This window comes from Fusicatenibacter faecihominis (assembly GCF_020686945.1).
Classification (GTDB): domain Bacteria; phylum Bacillota; class Clostridia; order Lachnospirales; family Lachnospiraceae; genus Limivivens; species Limivivens faecihominis.
The window spans coordinates 1-21,287 of the sequence record NZ_JAJEPR010000045.1 but is presented as its reverse complement, the minus strand read 5'-3'; the positions used below and the strand labels follow the sequence as shown (position 1 = coordinate 21,287).

The window sequence follows — 21,287 nt, the reverse complement described above, 5'->3', positions numbered from 1 at the left end:
GGCTGCATCTTGGGAAAGGCGTGCAGGATAATGGGTATGGGCAGTTTCTGTCCATGCTGGGATACAAACTGGAAGAGCGCGGGAAACATCTTATAAAGGTAGACCGTTATTTTGCATCGAGCAAGATTTGCAGTGTATGTGGACATAAGAAAAAGGAACTGGCATTGTCGGATAGAATATATGTCTGTGAATGTGGAAACAAGATGGATCGGGATGTGAATGCAGCAGTCAACATCCGAGAAGAAGGAAAAAGGATCTATAAAGAATGTGCCTGACGGCACAAGAAAAAAATCCGTAACCGGATGAAGATAAAAAACAAAACCGCGGGACACGCGGGGATAGCCTGTTTTAGCTTTGCCTTAAAAGGCAATCGAGCAGGAAGCCCCCACTTCAAAATCGTAAGATTTAAGTGGTGGGAGCATGTCACTCCGGTGAATTTTGACGCCCGCCAGTGGGTGAAGGCCTACAAGGCAGCCGGCATGACTGGGCTTCTACTGACCTGCAAGCACCATGAGGGTTTCTGCCTGTGGCCCAGCAAATACACGGAATTTTCCGTTAAAAACAGCCCCTGGAAGGATGGAAAAGGTGATATTGTAAAAGAAGTTTCTGAGGCCTGCAGGGAAGAAGGTCTGAAATTTGGTGTTTATCTTTCTCCCTGGGATGTTCATGAAGAGACATACGGAACACCGGCATATAATGATTATTTCTGCAACCAGCTGACGGAACTCTGCAGCAACTATGGAGAACTTTTCTGTGTGTGGTTTGACGGTGCCTGCCGTACGGCAGATAAGGTACAGGGATACGACTGGGATCGTTACTATTCGTTGATCCGTAAACTTCAACCGAATGCCTGCATCAGCATATGCGGACCAGACGTACGCTGGATTGGAAACGAGGCGGGAGAAAGTCGTGAAGAAGAGTGGAGCGTAGTACCGAAGAGCATCATGGTTACAGAGAGGAATCCGGGCTACTGGAGACAACTGGATACCATGCCGAACTCTACATGGAAAGATATCGGAAGCCGGGATTTTATCAAGGATTACGATGAACTTATTTGGTATCCGGCAGAAGTGGATGTTTCCATACGACCGAGTTGGGGGTATGTAGAGGGAGAAGAAAAACAGCTGTATTCTTTGGAAACGCTTCTCTATATGTATGAAAAAGCAGTGGGCGGCAATGCAACGCTTCTTCTGAATGTACCACCAAATAAAGAGGGACTTTTTGATCTGGAAGATGTAGAACGGCTTGCGGAGCTTGGCAAAGCGATTCGTGGTTTGTTTTCCAGACCACAGACAACCGGGGCAAAAGCCTTTCAGAAGAATGGAAGTAATGCAGAGGCTATACTGGATGCAGACAGAACACACTTTGTGGAACTTGCAGGGGAATGCCAGGAGATAGAGATACAGCTTCAGGGTGAACACACGATTGACTTTATTGTTTTGAAAGAAACGATTGAAAAGGGGCAGCGAGTGGAAAAATTTGCTGTGGATATCTGGAGAGAGGATCAGTGGAAGGAGGTTTATCAGGTGACCACCATCGGCTATCAGCGTTTTGGAAGGATCGAGCCGGTTCAGACAGAGCGGGTACGGGTGCGGATTCTGGAGAGCCGCGGGACCGTTTATCTCACAGAGATTGGCCTTTATTATACAGAAAAATAGGAGTAAATAAGTATGGCAGGATATTTGTTTGTACATTTCACGGGCGAGCAGCAGTATGGGGAGCAGATTTATTTTTCCATCAGCCGGGACGGCCTTCACTGGAAGGATCTGAACGGCCATCGGCCGGTGCTGTATTCGGATATCGGGGAAAAAGGAGCCCGGGATCCGTTCTGTGTCCGGGATGAAAAAAATGGAAAGATTTACCTTTTTGCCACGGATCTTCGGATCGAAGAGGGAAAAAGCTGGGAAACTGCCATTTTCCGCGGAAGCCGGGATATGATTGTCTGGGAATCGGAAGATCTGGTTCACTGGTCCGAGGCCAGGGCCGTGACCGTCGGAAGAGAGAATGCGGGCAGCGTCTGGGCGCCGGAAGCGGTGTATGTGCCGGAAAAAGAGGCTTTTCTGGTTTTCTGGGCCTCACACATCAATACGCCGGACGGAAAAGGCGGGAAGTTCCAGATCGACTGCGCCTGGACAAAGGATTTTGTAGACTTTACTGCGCCGGAAAAATTTATGGAGCGGGAAAAGGATGTCATCGACACGACGATGATTCAGGCGGAAGGCCGTTGGTATCGCTTTACGATGAACGATGTGACAAAAAGAGTCTGCATGGAGTGGGCGTCTGACCCGAAAGGGCCTTATGAGGAGATCAAAAGCGAGACTCTGACAAAGCTTTCCGGCGTGGAAGGGCCGGAGATTTACCGGCTGCCGGATGGCAGATACTGCCTCATTGCAGACCGGTTTATGACGGACGGCGGCTATCTTCCGCTGGTATCTGCCGATCTTGCCGGAGGAAAGTTTGAGATTCTGACGGAGAGCGCCTACGATATGGGAAGTACCAAGAAGCGTCATGGCGGAATCCTTCCCATCACAGATGAGGAATATGAGCGGCTGGAAAAAAACTTTGACCGGATCAATCCGATTCTTCCGGGCCTTTTTGCAGATCCGGATATCGCCGTTTTTGACGGGAAGTATTACATTTATCCCACGAGTGACGGCTATGACAACTGGAGCGGAAGCCGGTTTTATGTCTTTTCCTCAGAGGATGGCATCCATTTCAAGAAAGGGCCGCTGCTTCTGGATGTGGCGACGGAGCAGGTTTCCTGGGCCACCGGTTATGCCTGGGCTCCCTGTATTGCCAGAAAAGGAGATACCTGGTATTTCTATTTCTGTGCTAAAGACCAGAACGGGGAATCCTGTATCGGAATGGCCTGGGCGAAGCACCCGGAGGGGCCTTTTACAGCCTGTGAAAAGCCCTTTATCACGATGCCTCTGGCGAGAGAATGGGGACTTAAGATGGGCTATGGCGGTCAGACCATCGATCCCTCGATTTATCAGGAGGGAGAGGAGTTCTACCTTCTCTTCGGAAATGGTCATCCGGCGATCGGAAAACTCAACGAGAATATGGATGGTCTGATTCCGGGAACCATACAGAATCTCGAAGGACTTTTTGATTTCCGGGAAGCGGTCAGCGTGAAAAAACGCGGTGGTCTTTATCATTTCACCTGGTCCTGTGACGACACGGGAAGCGAGGATTATCATATCAATTACGGAACTTCCAGAGAGCTGTACGGGCCGGTGGAATATCAATATGCGATTCTTATGAAAGAGCCGGAGAGGGATATTTACGGGACAGGGCATCATTCCATCGTGCAGCTGCCGGGAAGCGACTGCTGGAAGATCGCCTACCACCGTTTCGGAACGCCGACAGAGCGCTATCCCGAGGGAAAGGGCTTTCACAGGGAGACCTGTATTGCGGATCTTACCTTTGATGAAAACGGTCTGATGGAGAAAGTAAAGATGTGGGATTAAGAGCTTATAGATAGAATCTGTCAAGAAGCACATCTTCAATGGAAAAATCACTTCCCCTGTGATAAAGTAAAGCTGTTGGAACTGTTTTACCTGAAACTGCATTTACTGAATATAACAGAATCTGCCGCTCTAAAAACGGCAGATGAAGAGGAGATTGTTTTATGACAGTATTTTTAGGACTTATGATTCCTTTTTTAGGCACCACCCTCGGTGCGGCCTGCGTGTTTTTTCTGAAAAAAGAGCTGGGGGCAAATGTGCAGAAAGCGCTTCTGGGCTTTGCCTCCGGAGTGATGGTGGCAGCTTCTGTCTGGTCGCTTCTGATCCCATCTATGGATCTGTCTGCTTCCATGGGAAGACTGGCTTTTGTCCCGGCCTGCGGAGGGCTGTTGGCCGGCATGGCTTTTCTGCTTCTTATGGATCGGGTGATCCCGCATCTTCACATGGGAGCAGAGAAGGCGGAAGGCCCCAGCTGTTCGCTAAAAAAAAGTACCATGCTGGTACTGGCAGTCACTCTTCATAACATTCCGGAAGGTATGGCGGTTGGTGTGGTTTTTGCCGGCATGCTGGCAGAAAATGCGCATATTACCACGGCTGCGGCTTTTGCCCTCGCTATTGGTATTGCCATTCAGAACTTCCCGGAAGGAGCCATCATTTCCCTTCCGCTGAAAGCGGAGAATGATATGAGTAGAGGAAAAGCCTTTCTAGGAGGAATGCTTTCCGGTGTGGTGGAGCCCATTGCAGCTTTCCTTACGATCCTGCTTTCAGACCTTCTCACGCCGGTCCTGCCCTGGTTTCTTTCCTTTGCTGCCGGAGCCATGCTCTATGTGGTAGTCGAAGAACTGATCCCCGAGGCCAGTGAGGGCGAACACAGCAACATCGGAACCATTGGTTTTGCCGTGGGCTTTGCTCTCATGATGGTACTGGATGTGGCGCTGGGATAAGAAAAAAGCGTATCCCCGGTTTTCAAATGCCGGTGTGATACGCTTTTTTTTAAACAATTTTATTTCTGCTCCGCTTTTTCTCTGGGAAGAACAATATTGAGCACGATGGCTACCAGGGCTGCAGGTACAATGCCGGAACCGCCGAAGATCAGCTGTACGGGCTGGGGCAGGCCGGAGATCACGGCACTGTTTGCCCCCAGGCCATAGCCGAGACCAAGTGCTACAGAGACGATTGTGATAGAGCGGGAATTCATGGGCTCCTTCGTGATCAGCTGGATTCCGCTGATGATGATGGAGGAGAACATCATGACGGCCGCACCGCCAAGAACACTCTGGGGCATGATGGAGATCAGGGCCGCCAGCTTCGGGAAGAGGCCGCAGAAAATCAGGAAGATTGCTCCGAAGCCCAGAGCCGTGCGGTTGACGATCTTTGTCATGGTGACAAGGCCAACGTTCTGGCTGAAGGAAGTGTTCGGGAGAACGCCGAACAGAGCAGCCAGGGAAGAACCGAAGCCGTCGCAGGCCACGCCGCCGGAGAGCTCTTTATCCGTAGCTTCTCTGCCCATACCGCCCTCCATAACGCCGGAGATATCGCCGACGGTCTCGACTGCTGTCACAACGAACATGATCAGGATCGGCAGGATTGCCCGGGCATCGAAGACCAGTTTTACCGGCATGAGTTTTGGAACGGCGAACCAGGAAGCGTCGGCTACTTTGGACCAGTTCAGCACCCAGGCTTTGGTAAATTCCACGCCCTCGGCGGTGATGTCGGTGGTGGGAAGGAAGATTCCCATGACTTCGGAAACGATATAACCGATGATGATGGCAAAAAGGATTGCGGAGGTGCTCCAGATTCCCTTGCAGAAATGCTTCAGGACGATGATCGTGACGAGAACGATAAGGCCAAGAATCAGGTTTTCCATGGAGCCGTAATCCGAAGCGGAGCTTCCGCCGCCGAAGGACTGGATACCAACGGAGATCAGGGAAAGACCGATGGAGAGTACAACCGTTCCGGTGACAATGGGCGGGAAAAATTTACGGAGAGGTTTCAGACAGAAGCCTAAGAAGCCTTCAAAAATACCGCCGATCAGGGAAGCCCCCATGATGGCGCCGTAGGTGAGGATGCCGCCGCCCATAACTTTGGCAACACTCTGAAAGACGCCGATGAAACCGGAGCTGGTACCCATGATGATGGGAACTTTACCGCCCACCGGACCAATGGCAAAAAGCTGTACCAGCGTGACGATACCGGCGATCAGCATGGCATTCTGAAGCAGAGTGACCTGGAGAGCTGCCAGCTCCGCATCACCGGAGGTAGCAGAGATGCCGCAGGCGCCGCAGATGATCAGAATGGGGGTCAGGTTGCCGACGAACATGGCAAGGACATGCTGCAGACCTAAAGGAATGGCCTGCCGGAGAGGGATCTTCCCATAAAATTCATAGGGAGAGCCAGTTTGAGATTGAGACTGTTTCATTTCTTTTTCTCCTTCCTGGATAGTAAATAGAACTGGATTGCTTCGCTATGATGCAGTATCAGTAATTCTTGGCACCATTATAGCGACCATTGAAAAAATATGTCAATAGATGCAGAGAAAAAATTTTTTCTGTCGCAAGAGACTTGACTTTGCCGGAAAAGGATGTTAAGGTAAAGACAATTATACGACTGACGGAAGTGGAATTGACCACAGGGAGTATAAGGATGAGATGAGCCGACCGTCTGGGCATGAAGAACCCGGAGTGTCGGTTTTTTATATGTCAGGAAATTCCTGCGGAATTACCTGACATATAAAAAGTTTTGCGGAAAATGTAAAAAAAAGGAGACGAAACCATGGAATTATTATCTTTGGAAAAGGAGCTGAAGGAAAATTCTTATCCTGGAAGAGGAATCGTGATCGGACGCAGCCAGGATGGAACCAAAGCGGTGACCGCCTACTTTATCATGGGAAGAAGTGAGAACAGCAGAAACCGCGTATTTGTGGAAGAAGGACAGGGAATCCGTACCCAGGCATTTGACCCATCAAAACTTACTGATCCGAGCCTCATCATCTATGCTCCCGTCCGTGTACTTGGAAACCGTACGATTGTGACAAACGGCGATCAGACTGACACGATCTATGAGGGAATGGATCAGGAGCTGACCTTTGAGCAGAGTTTAAGATGCCGGGAATTTGAGCCGGACGCACCGAACTACACCCCGCGTATTTCCGGTGTGATGCATATCGAGAATGGCAGATATGATTTTGCCATGTCCATCTTAAAGAGCAACAACGGCGATCCGGACTGCTGTCAGCGCTTCACCTTCTCCTATGATAAGCCGAAGGCTGGCGAGGGCCGTTTCATCCATACCTACAAATGCGACGGCAACCCGCTTCCGAGTTTCGAGGGCGAGCCCAAGCCGGTAGCTATTTCCGGAGATATTGATGCTTTCACAGAGCTGGTGTGGAACAGCCTCAACGAAGAAAACAAAGTTTCCCTCTTTGTCCGTTATATCGACATCGCTACAGGAAACTACGAGACCAGAATCGTCAACAAGAACAAATAAGAAAGGAAGAGCAGATCATGAAAGAACTTGCTTTAAAATATGGATGCAACCCCAACCAGAAACCGTCCCGCATTTATATGGAAGACGGAAGTGAGCTTCCGATCCAGGTGCTTTCCGGCAAACCGGGTTATATCAATTTCCTGGATGCTTTCAACGGCTGGCAGCTGGTAAGCGGTCTGAAAAAAGAGACCGGCCTTCCGGCAGCTACCTCCTTTAAGCATGTATCTCCCGCAGGTGCTGCTGTTGGTCTTCCTCTTACCGAGACCCAGGCAAAGATCTACTGGGTAGACGATATGGACTGGAAAAACTTCTCCCCGCTGGCCTGTGCCTATGCGAGAGCCAGAGGCGCAGACCGTATGTCTTCCTTCGGAGATTTCATCGCCCTTTCCGATACCTGCGATAAAGATACCGCTCTTCTGATCAAAAGAGAGGTTTCCGACGGGGTCATCGCTCCGGGCTATACCGAGGAGGCTCTGGAGATCCTTCATCAGAAGAAAAAAGGAAACTACAACGTGATTCAGATCGATCCGGCTTATGTACCGGCTCCTATCGAGCACAAGCAGGTGTACGGCGTAACCTTTGAACAGGGCCGTCAGGAGTTGCCCATCGACGATGCGCTGATCTCCAACATCGTGACTAAGAATAAAGAGCTTACCGAGGAAGCAAAAAGAGATATGAAGATCTCTCTGATCATCCTCAAATACACCCAGTCCAACTCCGTCTGCTTCGTAAAAGACGGACAGGCCATCGGCGTGGGCGCAGGCCAGCAGTCCCGTGTACACTGTACCCGTCTGGCAGGCCAGAAAGCAGACAACTGGTTCCTTCGTCAGAGCCCGAAGGTTCTGAACCTGCCCTTCCGCGAGGATATCAAGCGGGCAGAGAGAGACAACGCCATCGATGTTTACATCGGTGAGGAATATATGGATGTCTGCGCGGACGGCGCCTGGGAGAAGATTTTCACAGAGAAGCCTTCCATTTTTACGAGAGAAGAAAAACGCGCATGGCTGGATCAGCTGACCGGCGTTACCCTTGGTTCCGATGCCTTCTTCCCCTTCAGCGACAACATTGAGCGCGCTCACAAGAGCGGCGTTCAGTATATCGCAGAGCCGGGCGGTTCCGTCCGTGATGAGGATGTCATCGCAACCTGTGATAAATATAACATGGTAATGGCCTTCACCGGCATCCGCCTGTTCCATCATTGATTCCGAAAAAACAATAAGATTTTTTCATCCCCTGCTTCTTACCCAAAAGGAGTGGGGGCTTTTGAGTTATATCAGAAAGGAAACAAAACTATGACTACACGAAGACTGTTTGAAGAAAATGTAAAAACACAGCGTTTTGAAGCGAAAGTACTTTCCTGTACGGAAGAGAAAGGAAAATACCGCATCGAACTGGATGCCACGGCTTTTTTCCCCGAGGGCGGCGGCCAGCCCGGCGATCAGGGAGAACTTTTTCCGGGTTTGAATGAAAATGGCGAGCCGGTGAGGGTTCTGGATACCAGAGAAAAAGCCGGTGCGATCTATCATGTGACGGACAAGGCGATTCCCGAAGGAACGGAAGTTTTAGGTCGCCTGAACTGGGACAAACGTCTGAGAAACATGCAGAACCACAGTGGAGAGCATATCCTTTCCGGACTGATCCACGCGAAATATGGTTATAATAATGTAGGCTTCCATATGGGAAGCGACGCAGTGACGCTGGATCTCGACGGCGTCATCGTCCCGGAGGAGCTGCCGGAATTTGAACGTCAGGTTAATGAAGTCATCGAAAAAAATGTCGAGATCGAGATTCTCTATCCCAGCCGGGAAGAGCTGGAGAAGATCGATTATCGCAGCAAAAAAGAGATCGCCGGTCAGGTGCGGATCGTACGGATCGGCTCTTACGATACCTGCGCCTGCTGCGGAACCCATGTGGAATATACCGGAGAGATCCGTCTGGTAAAGCTCTTGGGAATCCAGAATTATAAGGGTGGTGTCCGGATCTCCATGCTGGCCGGAAGAGACGCGATCGAAGATTATGAGAAGAAGCATGCCATGATCCAGGAGGCAACCCATCTTCTTTCTGTGAAGCCGGATCAGGTGGACAACGGAGTCCGGAAGCTTCTGGATGCCAATGCGGCTCTGAAATCCAAACTCATCGCTTTCCAGCGGCAGATCGGGGAGGAAAAGGCCGCTGCGATTCCGGAAGGAACCAGGAAGATCTGCTTCCTGGAGCCAAATTTCCAGAGTGATGAGCTTCGGGAGATGTGCAATAAGGCAGCCGTGAAGGCGGAGCTTGTGCTGGGCCTGCTTCCGATCCGTGAAGGTCTGTGCCAGTATGTTCTCATCAGCAACCAGACGGATGTCCGGGAGCTGGGAAAAGCCCTCAACGAGAAATTCAATGGAAAAGGCGGCGGTCAGCCCTCCATGGTGCAGGGAACGCTGATGGCCGACGGAGAGGAAATCAAGGCGTATTTTCTGGAATAACAGGAAAAAGTTTAGAATTTCTTAGGACTTTTTCGAAAAAAGTTCCCCTTTCCGACACAGACTCATCACAATTGGAATCTATAATAGGTTTCAACAAAGCAGTGATGCTTTTTCATATATACTTTTCTCTCTTTTCTTGGGACCTGTGTAAGCGGCACGGGTCCTTTTTGTATGCGAAAAATCCCTTTGCCCGAAACTCCCGGAATAAATTTCGCAGAGCTTCCGGATCATCGGAGACCTTCTGGAGTTCATCGAAGCGTTTTTCGCGGAGCAGCAGCCGGTTGACGGAACACATGGCAGAGATTCCGCAGGAAGCTTCCGGGGAAAAATGAGGTGTTTCTGCAAATAAGGTTCGTAGCTCCTGTTCCCGGAGAACTTCTTCCAAGATCGGCGAGACAGAAGAGAGGGCGGGAAAACGCCGGGCGAGGGAAGGCAGTTCGGAGGAATGGCGGACCAGAAGGAAACGGGAAAAGGCATAGAGATCCGGAAAGGCAGAAAGAGAGGGCTGGAGGGCAGAAAGATTGAGGACACGGCGGGAAAAGGGCAGAGAGGAGGCGTCGAAATTTCCATAGAAAAAAGGATTTTGTTGATTGGCTTCCTGAAAAGTGAGAAAGACTTGAAGGAAATTTCCGCGTGGAACTGTAAAAGAGGCATTTTCGGGCGGACTTTCAGAGACGGCAAAGGGAAGCTGACCGGAAAAGACAGGAACAAGCTCAAGAATGAAAGAGGCCCGGTTGTCCGGTCGTACCTGGAGACAAAAGCCACCTTCATACAGGCTGCCGGGATACCAGAGAACAGATACCAGCCTTTTAGGCGGAAAACCAGTCAGTGCGGCGGCGAGAAGCTTTCGTGCGGCGGGATATTTTTTAAAAAAAGAGAAAAAAAGATCAGGTTTCAGGATCCAACAGGGAAAAAATTCTGACATGAAAAACCTCCAGAAAGAAAAAAGAGACGTTGCCCGATAAAGAGGGCTATGCTAGAATGAAAGATGTGAAAAATGCTTTCCTATACTGTATCAGAGAGAAAGAAAAATGTCAAGAAAAAGATTGCAAAAATATGTTTTAAATAGAAGGAGAAACGAACATGCAGAAAAAGAAAACCACTGGAAGCTGTGAAAGCTGCGCCTACTATGCCTACGACGAAGATTACGAATGTTACACCTGTGAGATGGATCTGGACGAGGACGAGCTGGTGCGCTTCCTTTCAGACGCCTATTACGACTGCCCCTATTACCGGAACGGCGACGAGTACCGGGTGGTGAGAAAGCAACTCTGACGCGGAAAGGAAAAAGAAAATGGAATATCTGGAACCAATCAATGAAACCTCCTATCTGTCCGTGCCAAACGCACAGGTCTACCGCAAAATCATGCGCTGTTTCTACCGGGAATATGGAAAAAATGCTGGAAGCCTATGCCGGAAAAAGCCTTAAAACAAACAGGGAACTTCAGGAAGAAGATCAGTTCCGGAGGGAGAAATTTTTAAAAACAAATCAGTTCTATTTCCGTGAAAAAGCCGGTGCTGACTCTCTTGCATTTCAGTGGATAGAAGAGCTGCTTTCCAGTAAAAAATATGGCTATTCCCTTCTTATGCGGGAATATGGGAAAGACGCGCTGCAGGCAGAAGAAATCTTTCGCCATACAGGAAGGGCACTCATAAAACTGGAAGAGATGGAAACTTCAGGGGAAGAGCTTCCTTTGGCTGTGTTTGCAGCGGAGCTTTCTGATAATCCGCACTACTTTGACCGGGGAACAGCAGCGGGACTTCTTCTTGTGCATGCCATCTGTTTCAGGGAGAAACGGGGACTGCCGGAAAATACCCATGAGTGGCGGGAGCTTCTGGAGGATGTGGGAATTGTACCGGACAATATTTCTTCCCAGGTTCATGTCTGTGGACTCAGATTGAAAAAAGGGGAAAGCTGGCATCCGGCTTATGAGGCTTTTTATGAAAACGGGGAGCCCTGTGTTGTCACAATGGAAAATCTGAAAGATATCACAGAGGCAAAAGCCATTGACAATCAGGTGTATGTGGTAGAAAATGAAATGGTCTTTTCCTATCTTACCAGCAGTGAGAAAAAGAAAGCCTGTACGATTCTCTGTACCTCCGGACAGCTTCGGAGCGCTGCAGTGAAGCTACTTGATTTTCTGGTGAAAAGCGGAGCTTCTGTTTATTATAGCGGAGATACAGATCCCGATGGACTTGGGATTGCGGACAGACTCTGGCAGAAATTTCAGGCTTCCGTCCATATCTGGCGGATGGGACCGGAAGACTATGAAAAAAGTCTGTCTGGGGAGGCAGTAGGCAGATTCGGGCTTGCAAAGCTGGAACAGCTTAAGCATCCGGTTTTAAGAGAAACGGCAGAATACATCAGAAGAGAAAAGAAAGCCGGCTATCAGGAAAATCTGCTGGAAGAGCTGGCGAAAGATATTCAGAAGTAAAGGAGACTTAATTTCATGAAGAAAAACAAAAAGACCACAGGAATCCTGGCGGCGATTCTGATCGTGCTTGTCGTCATTGTGGCGGCAATTATCATTGTTTTTTCTGTACGCGGCAAGAAGAGCACAGAGAGCACCACGGAAACCATTGACGCAGCAGGCAAGCATCATGTGGAGATCCAGGTAAAAAATTACGGTACCATCAAGGTGGAGCTGGACGGCGATACCGCTCCGATCACTGTGGCAAATTTTCTGAAACTTGCTCAGAACGGCTTCTATGACGGTCTGACCTTCCACCGGATCATCGACGGTTTCATGATTCAGGGTGGCGATCCAAAAGGAAACGGAACCGGCGGTTCAGATGAGACCATCAAGGGCGAATTTTCCGGCAACGGTGTGGAAAATAACATTTCCCATGTGAGAGGAACGATCTCCATGGCCCGTTCCCAGGATATGGACAGCGCCAGCTCCCAGTTTTTCATTGTGCAGAGCGACAGTACCTACCTGGACGGCCAGTACGCCGGTTTCGGAACTGTGACCGAGGGTATGGATATCGTGGATCAGATCTGTAAGGATACGCCGGTGCAGGACAGCAACGGAACCGTCAGTGCTTCCGATCAGCCCGTCATTGAGAGTATCAAAGTCATCGACTGATGAGAAAAGAGTTTATGCTCGGCGATATTCCCGTTACGATGGAGCGTCGGAAAGTAAAAAACTTAAACCTCTATGTGCAGCCGCCGGAAGGCCGTGTCCTGGCGACAATCCCCTGGCGGATGCGGGAGGCGGATGCGATCAAATTCATCCGAAGCAAAGAAAACTGGATCCGAACTGCCAGAGAAAAAGTCCGGAGCCGGCAGAAGAGCGCGGAAACGCCGGGAGAAGCCGCCCTTCCTTATACAAAGGAAGAGGTCGAAAAACTGCAAAAAGAAATCCTTCGTCTGGCCGCGTACTGGGAGCCGCTCATGGGTGTCCACTGTACCGGTTGGCAGCTTCGCGAGATGAAGACCCGCTGGGGAAGCTGTACGGTGCAGACCGGCAAAATCCGGCTGAATTTAAGCCTGGCCCGAAAACCAGAAGCCTGCCTGGAATACGTTCTGGTCCATGAGCTCTGCCATCTTCTGGAGCCCAGCCACAATGCCAGGTTTCATGGCCTGATGGACAAATTCCTGCCGGACTGGCGGGAGAGAAAGCTGCTTTTGAATCAAAAATGAATAAAAAGTCCGCTTTCCGGATATCCTAATCCTGAAAAATCTGCAGGAAAGAAGGAATGTACAGTGACTACGGAAGTTGACCTTTTAAACACGATCCATGAGTACGCGGATATGGGCTTAAGCGGGCTGAATCAGGTGATCCCCCTCTCCTCCGACCCGTCCTTTACCAGAGAGCTCCAGCATCAGAAAAGCGATTACGAGGCGGCCCTCCAGAAAAGCGAAGCCCTTCTGGAAGAGCGCCACATCCCCCGGGGAAAAGAAGCCGGACCTGTGGCCAAAATGATGAGTACCGTCATGACCCGGGCGAAAAATCTGGCAGATCCCTCCACCTCCAAACTGGCGGAGATGGTCTTCCAGGGAAGCAACATGGGCATCACGGAGCTGACCAAAGGTATCAACGACTATCACGGAGAAGACAAAGCAGTCTTAAGCTTTGCCGAAAAACAGCTGAAACAGGAAGAACACCACGCAGAGACCATGAAACAGTATCTCTGATACCGCACCCCGCCGGACCGGCGGGGATTTTTTTCTTGAAGGAAAGCTGTCAATTATGGTATACTTGCACAAGATAAGAAACGTTTGTTTTATCCCTCCTTTTCGTATGGAAACGGGGGGATATTGTAAGTTTGACATAAGGAGTTTTCACTATATGAATCTATTTGACACGCTCCCCGGCAGCTTTTTCAACTGCCTGGCCAGCGGAAGCACGAACCGGGTCTATGCGGACTGCCTGCTTCTCATTTATCACGAGTACGACCGGGAGATTACCTACCGGATCCCGAGAAGCCAGGTACGGGACGCTCTTGCCGTCTATCTGATGGAGCATCAGGTGGAAAAGCTGGAGGACGAACCGGAGGAAAATACGAACTACAACGAGATGGCCAACGCGGTAATCCGCCGTTTCTGCTCCCGGGAAGTGGGGTGGCTGGAGGAGGACATCGACGATGCCACCTATGAAAAACACATCATGATGACAGAGCAGGGCGTAGTTCTCGCAGAGTTTCTCCAGCAGCTGATGAAACCGGAGCGGGAAGAATTTTCCAGCTATATTTTCAACGTTTACAACATCTTAAAAGACCCGGATCAGTGGGAAAATGATCCCTATATCAACGGGCTTCGGGCCGTTTACCGGAACGCCAAGCTCCTCTCCAAGGCGCTGAAACGCCTGGCTACGTTTATCAAAAAGATCATCGAGCGGATGGTCCAGGAAGAGACCATGGAGAGCCTGACGGAGAACATTCTGGAATACTGCGAGGGCGATTTTATTAAGGAATACGCGCGTCTTACCAAGCAGCAGAACATACATATTTATCGTTCCTACATCCGGCTGCGGCTGGAAGAGATCCAGAACGATGCGGCCCTTCTGGAGCTTCTGGCAAAAGGCTGCCGCCTGGAGGAAAATCGAAGCCTGGAAGAGAGTAAGGGCGTGGTGCAGGATATGCTCCACACGATCCGCCAGTTCTTCACCGAAGAATACGATGAGATCATGCGGGATATCAAGCACAAGATCACGGTTTACCTTCAGCTGGCCATCGGAAGGGCCCGTTTTATCCGGAACCGGAGCCGCGACATCCGCGGAAATGTGGAGCAGACGATCCGTATTCTGACGGAGGAAATGGACGATCTGGGTTGGAAAGACGAGCTTCCCGAGGAGATGAACCCGCTTTTCGATCTGGAGAGCAACGAGTTTCTGGATCTGGAATCCATCCGCTATCCCCGGAAGAATCAGCGCATTGCCAAAGCTTCCCAGGTGGAAGTGGAGGAGATGACGGAGGAGGATATCGAGCGGGCCCGCCTGGCTCACGAGCGGGAGGCGGAAAACCCCTATTCCAAGGAAAAAATGAAATCCTATGTGGAACACGTCATGGGAAACCGCACCGAGGTTTCCAGCGACGACCTGCCTCTGGAGAGCAAAAACGAGCTCTTGAGTGCCCTTTCCGCCGTGGCCTACGGTAGGGAAAACGGCTTTGAGATCCGGGTAGAGGACGGCTACATGGAGATGCAGCAGATGCTGATCCGACGATTTACCATAGAAAAAGAGGAGAAAAACGAATGAACATAGAGGAATTCTGGGAGGGTTTTACCTCATCTGAGAAAGATCTTTTTCAGAAAAGCTGCCGTAGACTTTTGAAACAGACATTTATCGTGCGCGACCGGGACGAGGAGAGCAAGCGTGCCTACTATTTTATCTCCAAAAATCCCGAGCCTTTTTCCGTATACTTAGGCTATATCGGTTTTGACGTGCTGACGGACAGGGAAAACGGCGTAGTCATGCTCCGGAACTGCCGGGATATGGGAGAAAATGGCCGGCTCCAGATCAACCATGTGGCCCTGAAAAAAATGGAGAGCGTTGTGCTTTGCTGCCTCTGGGCCATGTATGCCGACCGGATCCGGGCAGGAAGCCTGTCGAAAAACATCACAATCACGATGGCTGACCTTCGCTTTGAACTGGAAAAATATAAGGTGAAAGACCAGATCGACAAAAGCACGATGACGGCGATCCTGTCGCTTTTTTCCAGATACCAGCTTCTGCAGGTGGTGGGCCGGATCGGGGACGACGACTGCCGAATCTGCCTTTTGCCCTCAATGCAGTTTGCGCTGGATCCCGACGAGTTCCAGAATTTTGTAAATACGGCGGAAAAACGCATGCAGGAGCGGTGGAACGAGACAGACAGTGAGATGGATGAGGAGGAGCAGGATGCAGACACCGATGAATAGAAAATCAGCCACCAGACTTCTTCTGGTGCAGTGGTCCAAGTTTCAGAACGTTTCCGTGAAACTGGAAGGCTCCACGCTTTTTACAGGAATCAACGGAAGCGGAAAATCCACGATTCTGGATGCCGTGACCTACCTGATCACGGGAAATACCCAGTTTAACAAGGCCGCAAAAGACCGGGACCGTACGGTACTGGGCTATGTCCGGGGCGACACGAAGAGCAACGGCGCTGCCCGTTATCTTCGTTCCGGCGAGGTCATCAGCTATATTGCCATGGAGTTTGACGATCCGGTGGCGGGCGCTCCTCTGGTGGTAGGCGTCTGCATCGAGTCTCCCAATGAGACGGCAAAACCCGCCAGCAGCTGGTTTGTTCTCCCGGGAACCACGATGGATCAGATCAATTTCACTCGGCGGGAAGGGAATACGCTCTGGATCACGCCGAAAAATGAACTGACGGTCCGTGGCGAGCGGCTGAAAGGTAATGCGTTCCTCGGAAGAGAGCGGGGAACGGAGCAGGTGATCCGGACCCTTGGTCTTCGCTGCGGCGTGAGCAAATACCGCGGCAAGCTTCTGAAAATGATGGCTTTTCATCCGGAAAACAACATCGACCAGTTTATTCAGGAATGTGTGCTGGAACCGGGAAAAATCGAGTCCTTAAGCGAACTTCGGGAGCAGCGGCAGCAGTTTGATCGGCTGCAGGACGTCTATGTGCGTTTAAGCGAGGGTAAGACCCAGCTGGAGGTCATCGAGAAGCGGAGCCAGGATTATGAGAAAAAGAAACGCACCCTTCACATCCGGGAGATGCTTTTCTGCTATCAGGATCTTCAGATGCTGGAAAATGAAGAGAAAGAGGTAGAGAGCCAGCGGACCGTGCTGGAGGAGCAGCTGAAAGACCTGGAAAAACGCCAGTCCGAGTTGGAACAGTCTCAGAAGGCCGCCCAGGAGCGTCTCCGTATCGCGGAAAACAGCACGGTTTTTCAGGATATGAAGGAGACCATGGATTCCCTGCAGCGCCAGATCGACGCGGCCAGTGTGGAAAGCCGTGTCTGGGAGCGCCGTCTCAAAGAACTGGAGACTCTGGAAGAAAAGATCAAAGAGCTTGGCATCCTTCTCCGAAAAGATTTGCCTGTGGATGAGGAGGAAAAGAAGGCTTTGAGCCAGCTTTCCGGCACCGGCATGGACATGGAAGCAAAGATTTCCGTTTTCAAGAAATACGGGGAAAAGGTGGACCAGCAGGACACCTTTTACGAGCAGAACAAGATCCATCTCCAGGACCAGATCCGGGCCCGGGAAAAAGTGATGGCCGAGCTCACGGACAAGATCAAGAAACTGGAAGCCAACTGTCTGGTCTTCCCGCCGGAGATCGAGCGGGCCAGAAAGCTGATCTGCCAGGAGCTGAAAAATCAGGGCATCGACACGGAAGTCTTCATTTTTGCGGAGCTCGTCCAGGAAATATTGGATCCGGAGTGGCGAAAAGCCGTGGAGACCTTTCTGGGACGCAAGCGTTTCTACCTTATTATAGATGGGAAATACTGCGGCAAGGCCATGAAAGTTCTGAAGGAGAAAAAACTCTATTCCGCCAACCTGGTACTCACGGACAAGCTTCCTGAGACCGAGGTGAAAAGAGGCTCCGCTGCGGAGGTTTTGAAGATTCCGAATGTTTATGCCAGAAGATATGCCAATTCTCTTCTAAATGGCATCCATCTCTGCGAGGATCTGGAGGAGCTTCACGATTACCCGAAAGGCGGTCTGACCCGGGACGGCATGCTGGCAAAAAGCTACGCTGTTTCGCCGATGGATCTCACCGGAACCGAGCTCTGCCTGGGTGAGGATGCCGTGCGCCTTCAGCTGGAGCAGACGAAAGAGGAGCGCCGGGAAAAGGAAGCGCTGCAGCGGAAAGATAAGGACGCCCTGGCCAGGATTCTGGACTGTCGCCGTCAGATCGTCAGCATCGACTGGGATCCCGGCCACTACGAATTCAGTGCCGCCGACTCTCTGGAAAAGAGCAAAAAGACCAAACGGAAGCTGGAGGCTGATCTTCAGGCCATCCGGGACAATCCTGATTTTACCGCGGTCTTAAAAGAGCAGGAGTCTGCCCGGGAGCAGGCGAAGGAAGCCAACACGGCGGTGACGGAAAATTCCCTGAAAATGGGAAAATGCGGTAACTCTATCGAGAGCTACAGCAAGCAGCTCATCGGTATCCGCGAGTCCATTGCCTTACGAAAACAGGAATATGAGGAAAAATGCGAGCTTCATCTGGAGCTTAAAACGCCGATGCTGGAAGAGTATGAGAAGCTTCGTAAAAAGAAGGACGGAGCCCTCAAGGTAATTACCCAGCGAAGTGTGGATAATTCCAGGAGTGATGTCAAAGAATGTGAAAAACATCTGGAAAGCGCCCAGTTGGAATACTGCCGCCTTTCCGAGCTTGACATCAATCAGCGCGGCGTGGGTTACATTGCTTTTTACCGGGAGGAATACCGGAATCTGGCCCATGTGAAGATTGAGGAAGCCAGCCAGAAGCTGAAAGAGCAGGCGGAAAAACTGGAGAGCGCCTTTATGAACGATTTCGTGGCCGAGATTGACGAGTCCATCCGGGATGCGAAGCGGGAGATGGAGGCCATCAATGAGGAGCTGAAGCAGATTCCTTTCGGAAGCGATACCTACCGCTTTGTCATGAAGGAGCGGCCGGACCGGGTGATTTTCTTCCGGATCTGCCGAAAACTTCAGAATTATATGAGCTCCGCTGAGGCCTACATGAGTTCCGGCCGGGATGACGAGGAGATGGAGCATGATATCAAGGAATTTATGAACATCATCCTTTCCGAGGAGGACGAGCAGGAATACACGGATTACCGCCGGTATTTTTCCTATGATATGGAAATCGTGAGCAGGCAGGGCGACCAGGAGATCGTGGCCAACCTCTCGAAAAAGCAGGGTTCCGCCAGCAACGGCGAGAAACAGACGCCTTACTTTATCATTCTTGCTGCCAGTCTTCTCCAGTGCTACCCGAAGAACAGCTGCTGCGCCCGCCTGGCTTTCATTGACGAGGCCTTTTCGGCTCTTTCCAGAGAGCGTATCGAGCAGATGGTAAAATATTTTGAAGAAAATGATTTCCAGGTTTTTTACGCAGCCCCGCCTGAAAAAATCAGCAGCATCGGTGCGTTTATCCAGTCCACGGTGAGCCTTGTGTGTACCGGAAGGTATACGAACGCGGTGGAGGGTTTGGTTAAGGAATAAATGGTTTCGAGGATGCGCCGCCCGGCGTTCCGTCCGGCTTTCCGTTGCGGCGGAGCGAAATTCTAAGGCTTGCCGAAATCTTCTAAGAGCATTCACAAAAACCCGGAACTCGCTTCGCTCAGACAATGGATTTTTGTTCATAACGCAGATTTTGGCGAGCCAAGAATTTCTGCTCTGCCTCCACAGGAAAAACGGGCGGAATCGCTGGGTGGCGCTGTGCTATGGGTAAGCATTAAATCTTAAAAAAATATAAAAATTTCGTTGACGAATGGTGTCAAAAAAGGTATTCTTGTAAGGATAGCTTATGTAGCAGTTCAGGACGTTCAGGTCAATAGGCCATAGGTCTACGCTCTGCTTCGGTCGGTGCTAAACGAGTCCCACTGGGACTCAGCACCCCGCGCATTTCATGCGCTATCGCTGCTGACGCAGCTTCTGTCTGAGGCTTATGGATCTACATTCCATTTCGGTCCGCGCTAGACGAGTCCCACTGGGACGCAGCGCCGTTCCGACCATAACAACAAGAAAATACAGCCTATTGCAAACAAGTTTGCATAGTCTGTTTTTTCTTGTTGCATATGCTCTGAACTGTTGCAAAAAATATTTTGAGGAGGCACATCATGAACGAAAAAAATGCAACGATCAAAGATGCCCGTACCCTGGGAATACCGCGGATGTTGCTTCTCGGACTTCAGCACATGTTTGCGATGTTCGGAGCAACAATCCTGGTACCGATTCTGGTCAACACCTACTTCAACGGTGAGGGACTTTCCATCCAGGTAACTCTGATCTGTGCAGGCCTTGGAACCCTGTTTTTCCATGCCTGCTCCAAACTGAAGGTACCTGCTTTCCTGGGTTCATCCTTCGCTTTCCTCGGCGGATTTTCCACCGTGGCAAATCTGGATACCGGCATCTTTGCTGATATGACCATGGGCGAGAAACTTCCTTATGCCTGCGGCGGTATCGTGGTAGCCGGTCTTCTGTATCTGATTCTGGCACTGGTTATCAAACTGGTAGGCGTAAAGCGCGTTATGCACTATCTGCCGCCTGTTGTAACCGGCCCCATCATCATTTGCATCGGACTTTCTCTGGCTCCCTCAGCAATCTCCAATGCGTCCACCAACTGGCTCATTGCCCTGATTGCTCTTGGAACAATCATCGTTTTCAACATCTGGGGAAAAGGCATGTTCAAGATCATTCCGATCCTCATGGGCGTTGTGATCTCCTATGCAGTAGCTCTGGTGATGCACCTCCTCGGAATGACCAATCCGGACGGCAGCGCCATCCTGGATTTCTCCGCAGTCGCATCTGCAGCCTGGGTAGGACTTCCTCCTTTCCAGCTCTGCAAATTTGACATTACCGCCATCATGGTAATGGCTCCGATCGCTCTTGCTACCATGATGGAGCACATCGGTGATATGTCTGCAATCTCCGCAACGGTAGGAGAGAACTTCCTCGCAGATCCGGGTCTTCATAGAACCCTCATTGGCGACGGTCTTGCAACCTCTTTTTCCGCTCTGGTAGGCGGCCCGGCAAACACCACTTACGGCGAGAACACCGGCGTTCTGGAGCTCAGCCGTGTCCATGACCCGCGCGTCATCCGTATCGCAGCTGTCTTCGCAGTCATCTTAAGCTTCATCCCGAAAATGGCTGATATCATCGGTTCCATGCCCTCTGCCATTATTGGAGGAGTTAGCTTCATGCTTTACGGAATGATTTCTGCAATTGGTGTTCGTAACGTAGTAGAGAACCGCGTAGATCTGACGAAATCCCGTAACCTGGTTATTGCGGCTGTGATTCTTGTCTGCGGACTTGGCTTTTCCGCTGGACTCACCTTCAATGTGTTCGGAACTTCGGTAACGCTTACCGGACTGGCTATTGCAGCTATCGCAGGTATTCTGCTGAATGCGATTCTGCCGGGTAATGATTATGAGTTTGGTGAGAATCTCGAAGGAGATATCAACAGAGGGGTTGCTATTAATCCTAAAGTTAAGAAATAAAAATATTACAGGGGGAAACCATCAGAGTCTTGCAGTCCTGGTTTCCCCCTGCCCCCCCTTCCAGGGCACGCTAGAAAATAGTGGGGCTTACGTCATACTATTAGTGCGCGATGATATGGTATTTAGCGTCTCATATTGAGACGTGGTAAATTATCATATCATCGCGCACTTTTTGTATAATGTAAGCGTCACTATATACTATGATGTTGGGGTCAAAAGGTCTTTTGCCCCCAACTGATGCCTACGAATTGCTCCGCTGCAAAGCAGCTCCCGCAA

The 21,287-nt window shown here is 50.6% G+C and carries 18 protein-coding genes and 1 riboswitch; of the genes, 17 read left to right on the top strand and 1 reads right to left on the bottom strand.

The annotated features are described in order from the left end of the window. The 4 genes from LKD71_RS16035 to LKD71_RS16020 form a co-directional block, all read left to right on the top strand. A partial coding sequence (locus tag LKD71_RS16035; protein ID WP_227616197.1) for a transposase occupies positions 1 to 275 on the top strand: 275 nt, incomplete at its 5' end. Between the two features lie 27 nt (positions 276 to 302). Next, the gene (locus LKD71_RS16030) at positions 303 to 1,658 is read left to right on the top strand and encodes an alpha-L-fucosidase (RefSeq protein WP_227616196.1); all 1,356 of its coding nucleotides are present in this window, start codon (positions 303 to 305) and stop codon (positions 1,656 to 1,658) included. A 12-nt stretch (positions 1,659 to 1,670) separates the two neighbouring features. Beyond that, entirely contained in the window at positions 1,671 to 3,470 is a 1,800-nt protein-coding gene (locus LKD71_RS16025; protein WP_227616195.1) for a family 43 glycosylhydrolase, read from the top strand. Between the two features lie 161 nt (positions 3,471 to 3,631). Next, a complete protein-coding gene (locus tag LKD71_RS16020; protein WP_227616194.1) occupies positions 3,632 to 4,411 on the top strand; it encodes a ZIP family metal transporter in 780 nt (259 codons plus the stop codon). A gap of 59 nt (positions 4,412 to 4,470) precedes the next feature. On the opposite strand, the gene LKD71_RS16015 is transcribed toward LKD71_RS16020, so the two are convergent. Further along, entirely contained in the window at positions 4,471 to 5,886 is a 1,416-nt protein-coding gene (locus tag LKD71_RS16015) for a uracil-xanthine permease family protein (RefSeq protein ID WP_227616193.1), read from the bottom strand. A gap of 174 nt (positions 5,887 to 6,060) precedes the next feature. After that, positions 6,061 to 6,141: riboswitch (ZMP/ZTP riboswitch) on the top strand. Between the two features lie 98 nt (positions 6,142 to 6,239). Here LKD71_RS16015 and LKD71_RS16010 point away from each other — a divergent pair. The 13 genes from LKD71_RS16010 (at position 6,240) to LKD71_RS15950 (ending at position 21,011) form a co-directional block, all read left to right on the top strand. After that, positions 6,240 to 6,953, top strand: coding sequence for an IMP cyclohydrolase (locus tag LKD71_RS16010; RefSeq protein ID WP_227616192.1), 714 nt, complete (start codon positions 6,240 to 6,242; stop codon positions 6,951 to 6,953). Between the two features lie 17 nt (positions 6,954 to 6,970). Further along, on the top strand, positions 6,971 to 8,155 hold the full coding sequence (locus LKD71_RS16005) for a phosphoribosylaminoimidazolecarboxamide formyltransferase (RefSeq protein WP_255633135.1): 1,185 nt from the start codon (positions 6,971 to 6,973) through the stop codon (positions 8,153 to 8,155). 90 nt (positions 8,156 to 8,245) lie between these two features. Then, entirely contained in the window at positions 8,246 to 9,418 is a 1,173-nt protein-coding gene (locus LKD71_RS16000) for an alanyl-tRNA editing protein (RefSeq protein WP_227616191.1), read from the top strand. A 586-nt stretch (positions 9,419 to 10,004) separates the two neighbouring features. Then, positions 10,005 to 10,340 carry a hypothetical protein gene (locus LKD71_RS15995; protein WP_227616190.1) on the top strand — a complete coding sequence of 112 codons (336 nt, stop codon included), beginning with the start codon at positions 10,005 to 10,007 and terminating at the stop codon, positions 10,338 to 10,340. A gap of 161 nt (positions 10,341 to 10,501) precedes the next feature. After that, positions 10,502 to 10,693 carry a DUF6472 family protein gene (locus LKD71_RS15990; protein ID WP_178045143.1) on the top strand — a complete coding sequence of 64 codons (192 nt, stop codon included), beginning with the start codon at positions 10,502 to 10,504 and terminating at the stop codon, positions 10,691 to 10,693. Positions 10,694 to 10,815: 122 nt separating this feature from the next. Continuing rightward, the gene (locus LKD71_RS15985; RefSeq protein WP_255633133.1) at positions 10,816 to 11,853 is read left to right on the top strand and encodes a TIGR02679 domain-containing protein; all 1,038 of its coding nucleotides are present in this window, start codon (positions 10,816 to 10,818) and stop codon (positions 11,851 to 11,853) included. Between the two features lie 15 nt (positions 11,854 to 11,868). Continuing rightward, on the top strand, positions 11,869 to 12,504 hold the full coding sequence (locus LKD71_RS15980; protein ID WP_227616188.1) for a peptidylprolyl isomerase: 636 nt from the start codon (positions 11,869 to 11,871) through the stop codon (positions 12,502 to 12,504). A 14-nt stretch (positions 12,505 to 12,518) separates the two neighbouring features. Then, complete coding sequence (locus LKD71_RS15975; RefSeq protein WP_227616187.1) at positions 12,519 to 13,061, top strand: M48 family metallopeptidase; 543 nt, start codon at positions 12,519 to 12,521, stop codon at positions 13,059 to 13,061. Between the two features lie 63 nt (positions 13,062 to 13,124). After that, a complete protein-coding gene (locus LKD71_RS15970) occupies positions 13,125 to 13,556 on the top strand; it encodes a hypothetical protein (protein ID WP_178045139.1) in 432 nt (143 codons plus the stop codon). Positions 13,557 to 13,710: 154 nt separating this feature from the next. After that, positions 13,711 to 15,117 (top strand): Wadjet anti-phage system protein JetA family protein, encoded by a 1,407-nt coding sequence (locus tag LKD71_RS15965; RefSeq protein ID WP_178045138.1) that lies wholly within the window; start codon positions 13,711 to 13,713, stop codon positions 15,115 to 15,117. Further along, positions 15,114 to 15,779, top strand: a complete 666-nt coding sequence (locus tag LKD71_RS15960; protein WP_227616186.1) for a DUF4194 domain-containing protein — start codon at positions 15,114 to 15,116, stop codon at positions 15,777 to 15,779. Before LKD71_RS15965 ends, LKD71_RS15960 begins: the two co-directional genes overlap by 4 nt. Then, complete coding sequence (locus tag LKD71_RS15955; protein WP_227616185.1) at positions 15,772 to 19,014, top strand: ATP-binding protein; 3,243 nt, start codon at positions 15,772 to 15,774, stop codon at positions 19,012 to 19,014. The genes LKD71_RS15960 and LKD71_RS15955 overlap by 8 nt, the downstream gene beginning before the upstream one ends. Before the next feature lie 617 nt (positions 19,015 to 19,631). Continuing rightward, positions 19,632 to 21,011, top strand: coding sequence for a uracil-xanthine permease family protein (locus LKD71_RS15950; RefSeq protein ID WP_227616184.1), 1,380 nt, complete (start codon positions 19,632 to 19,634; stop codon positions 21,009 to 21,011). Positions 21,012 to 21,287 lie beyond the last annotated feature (276 nt).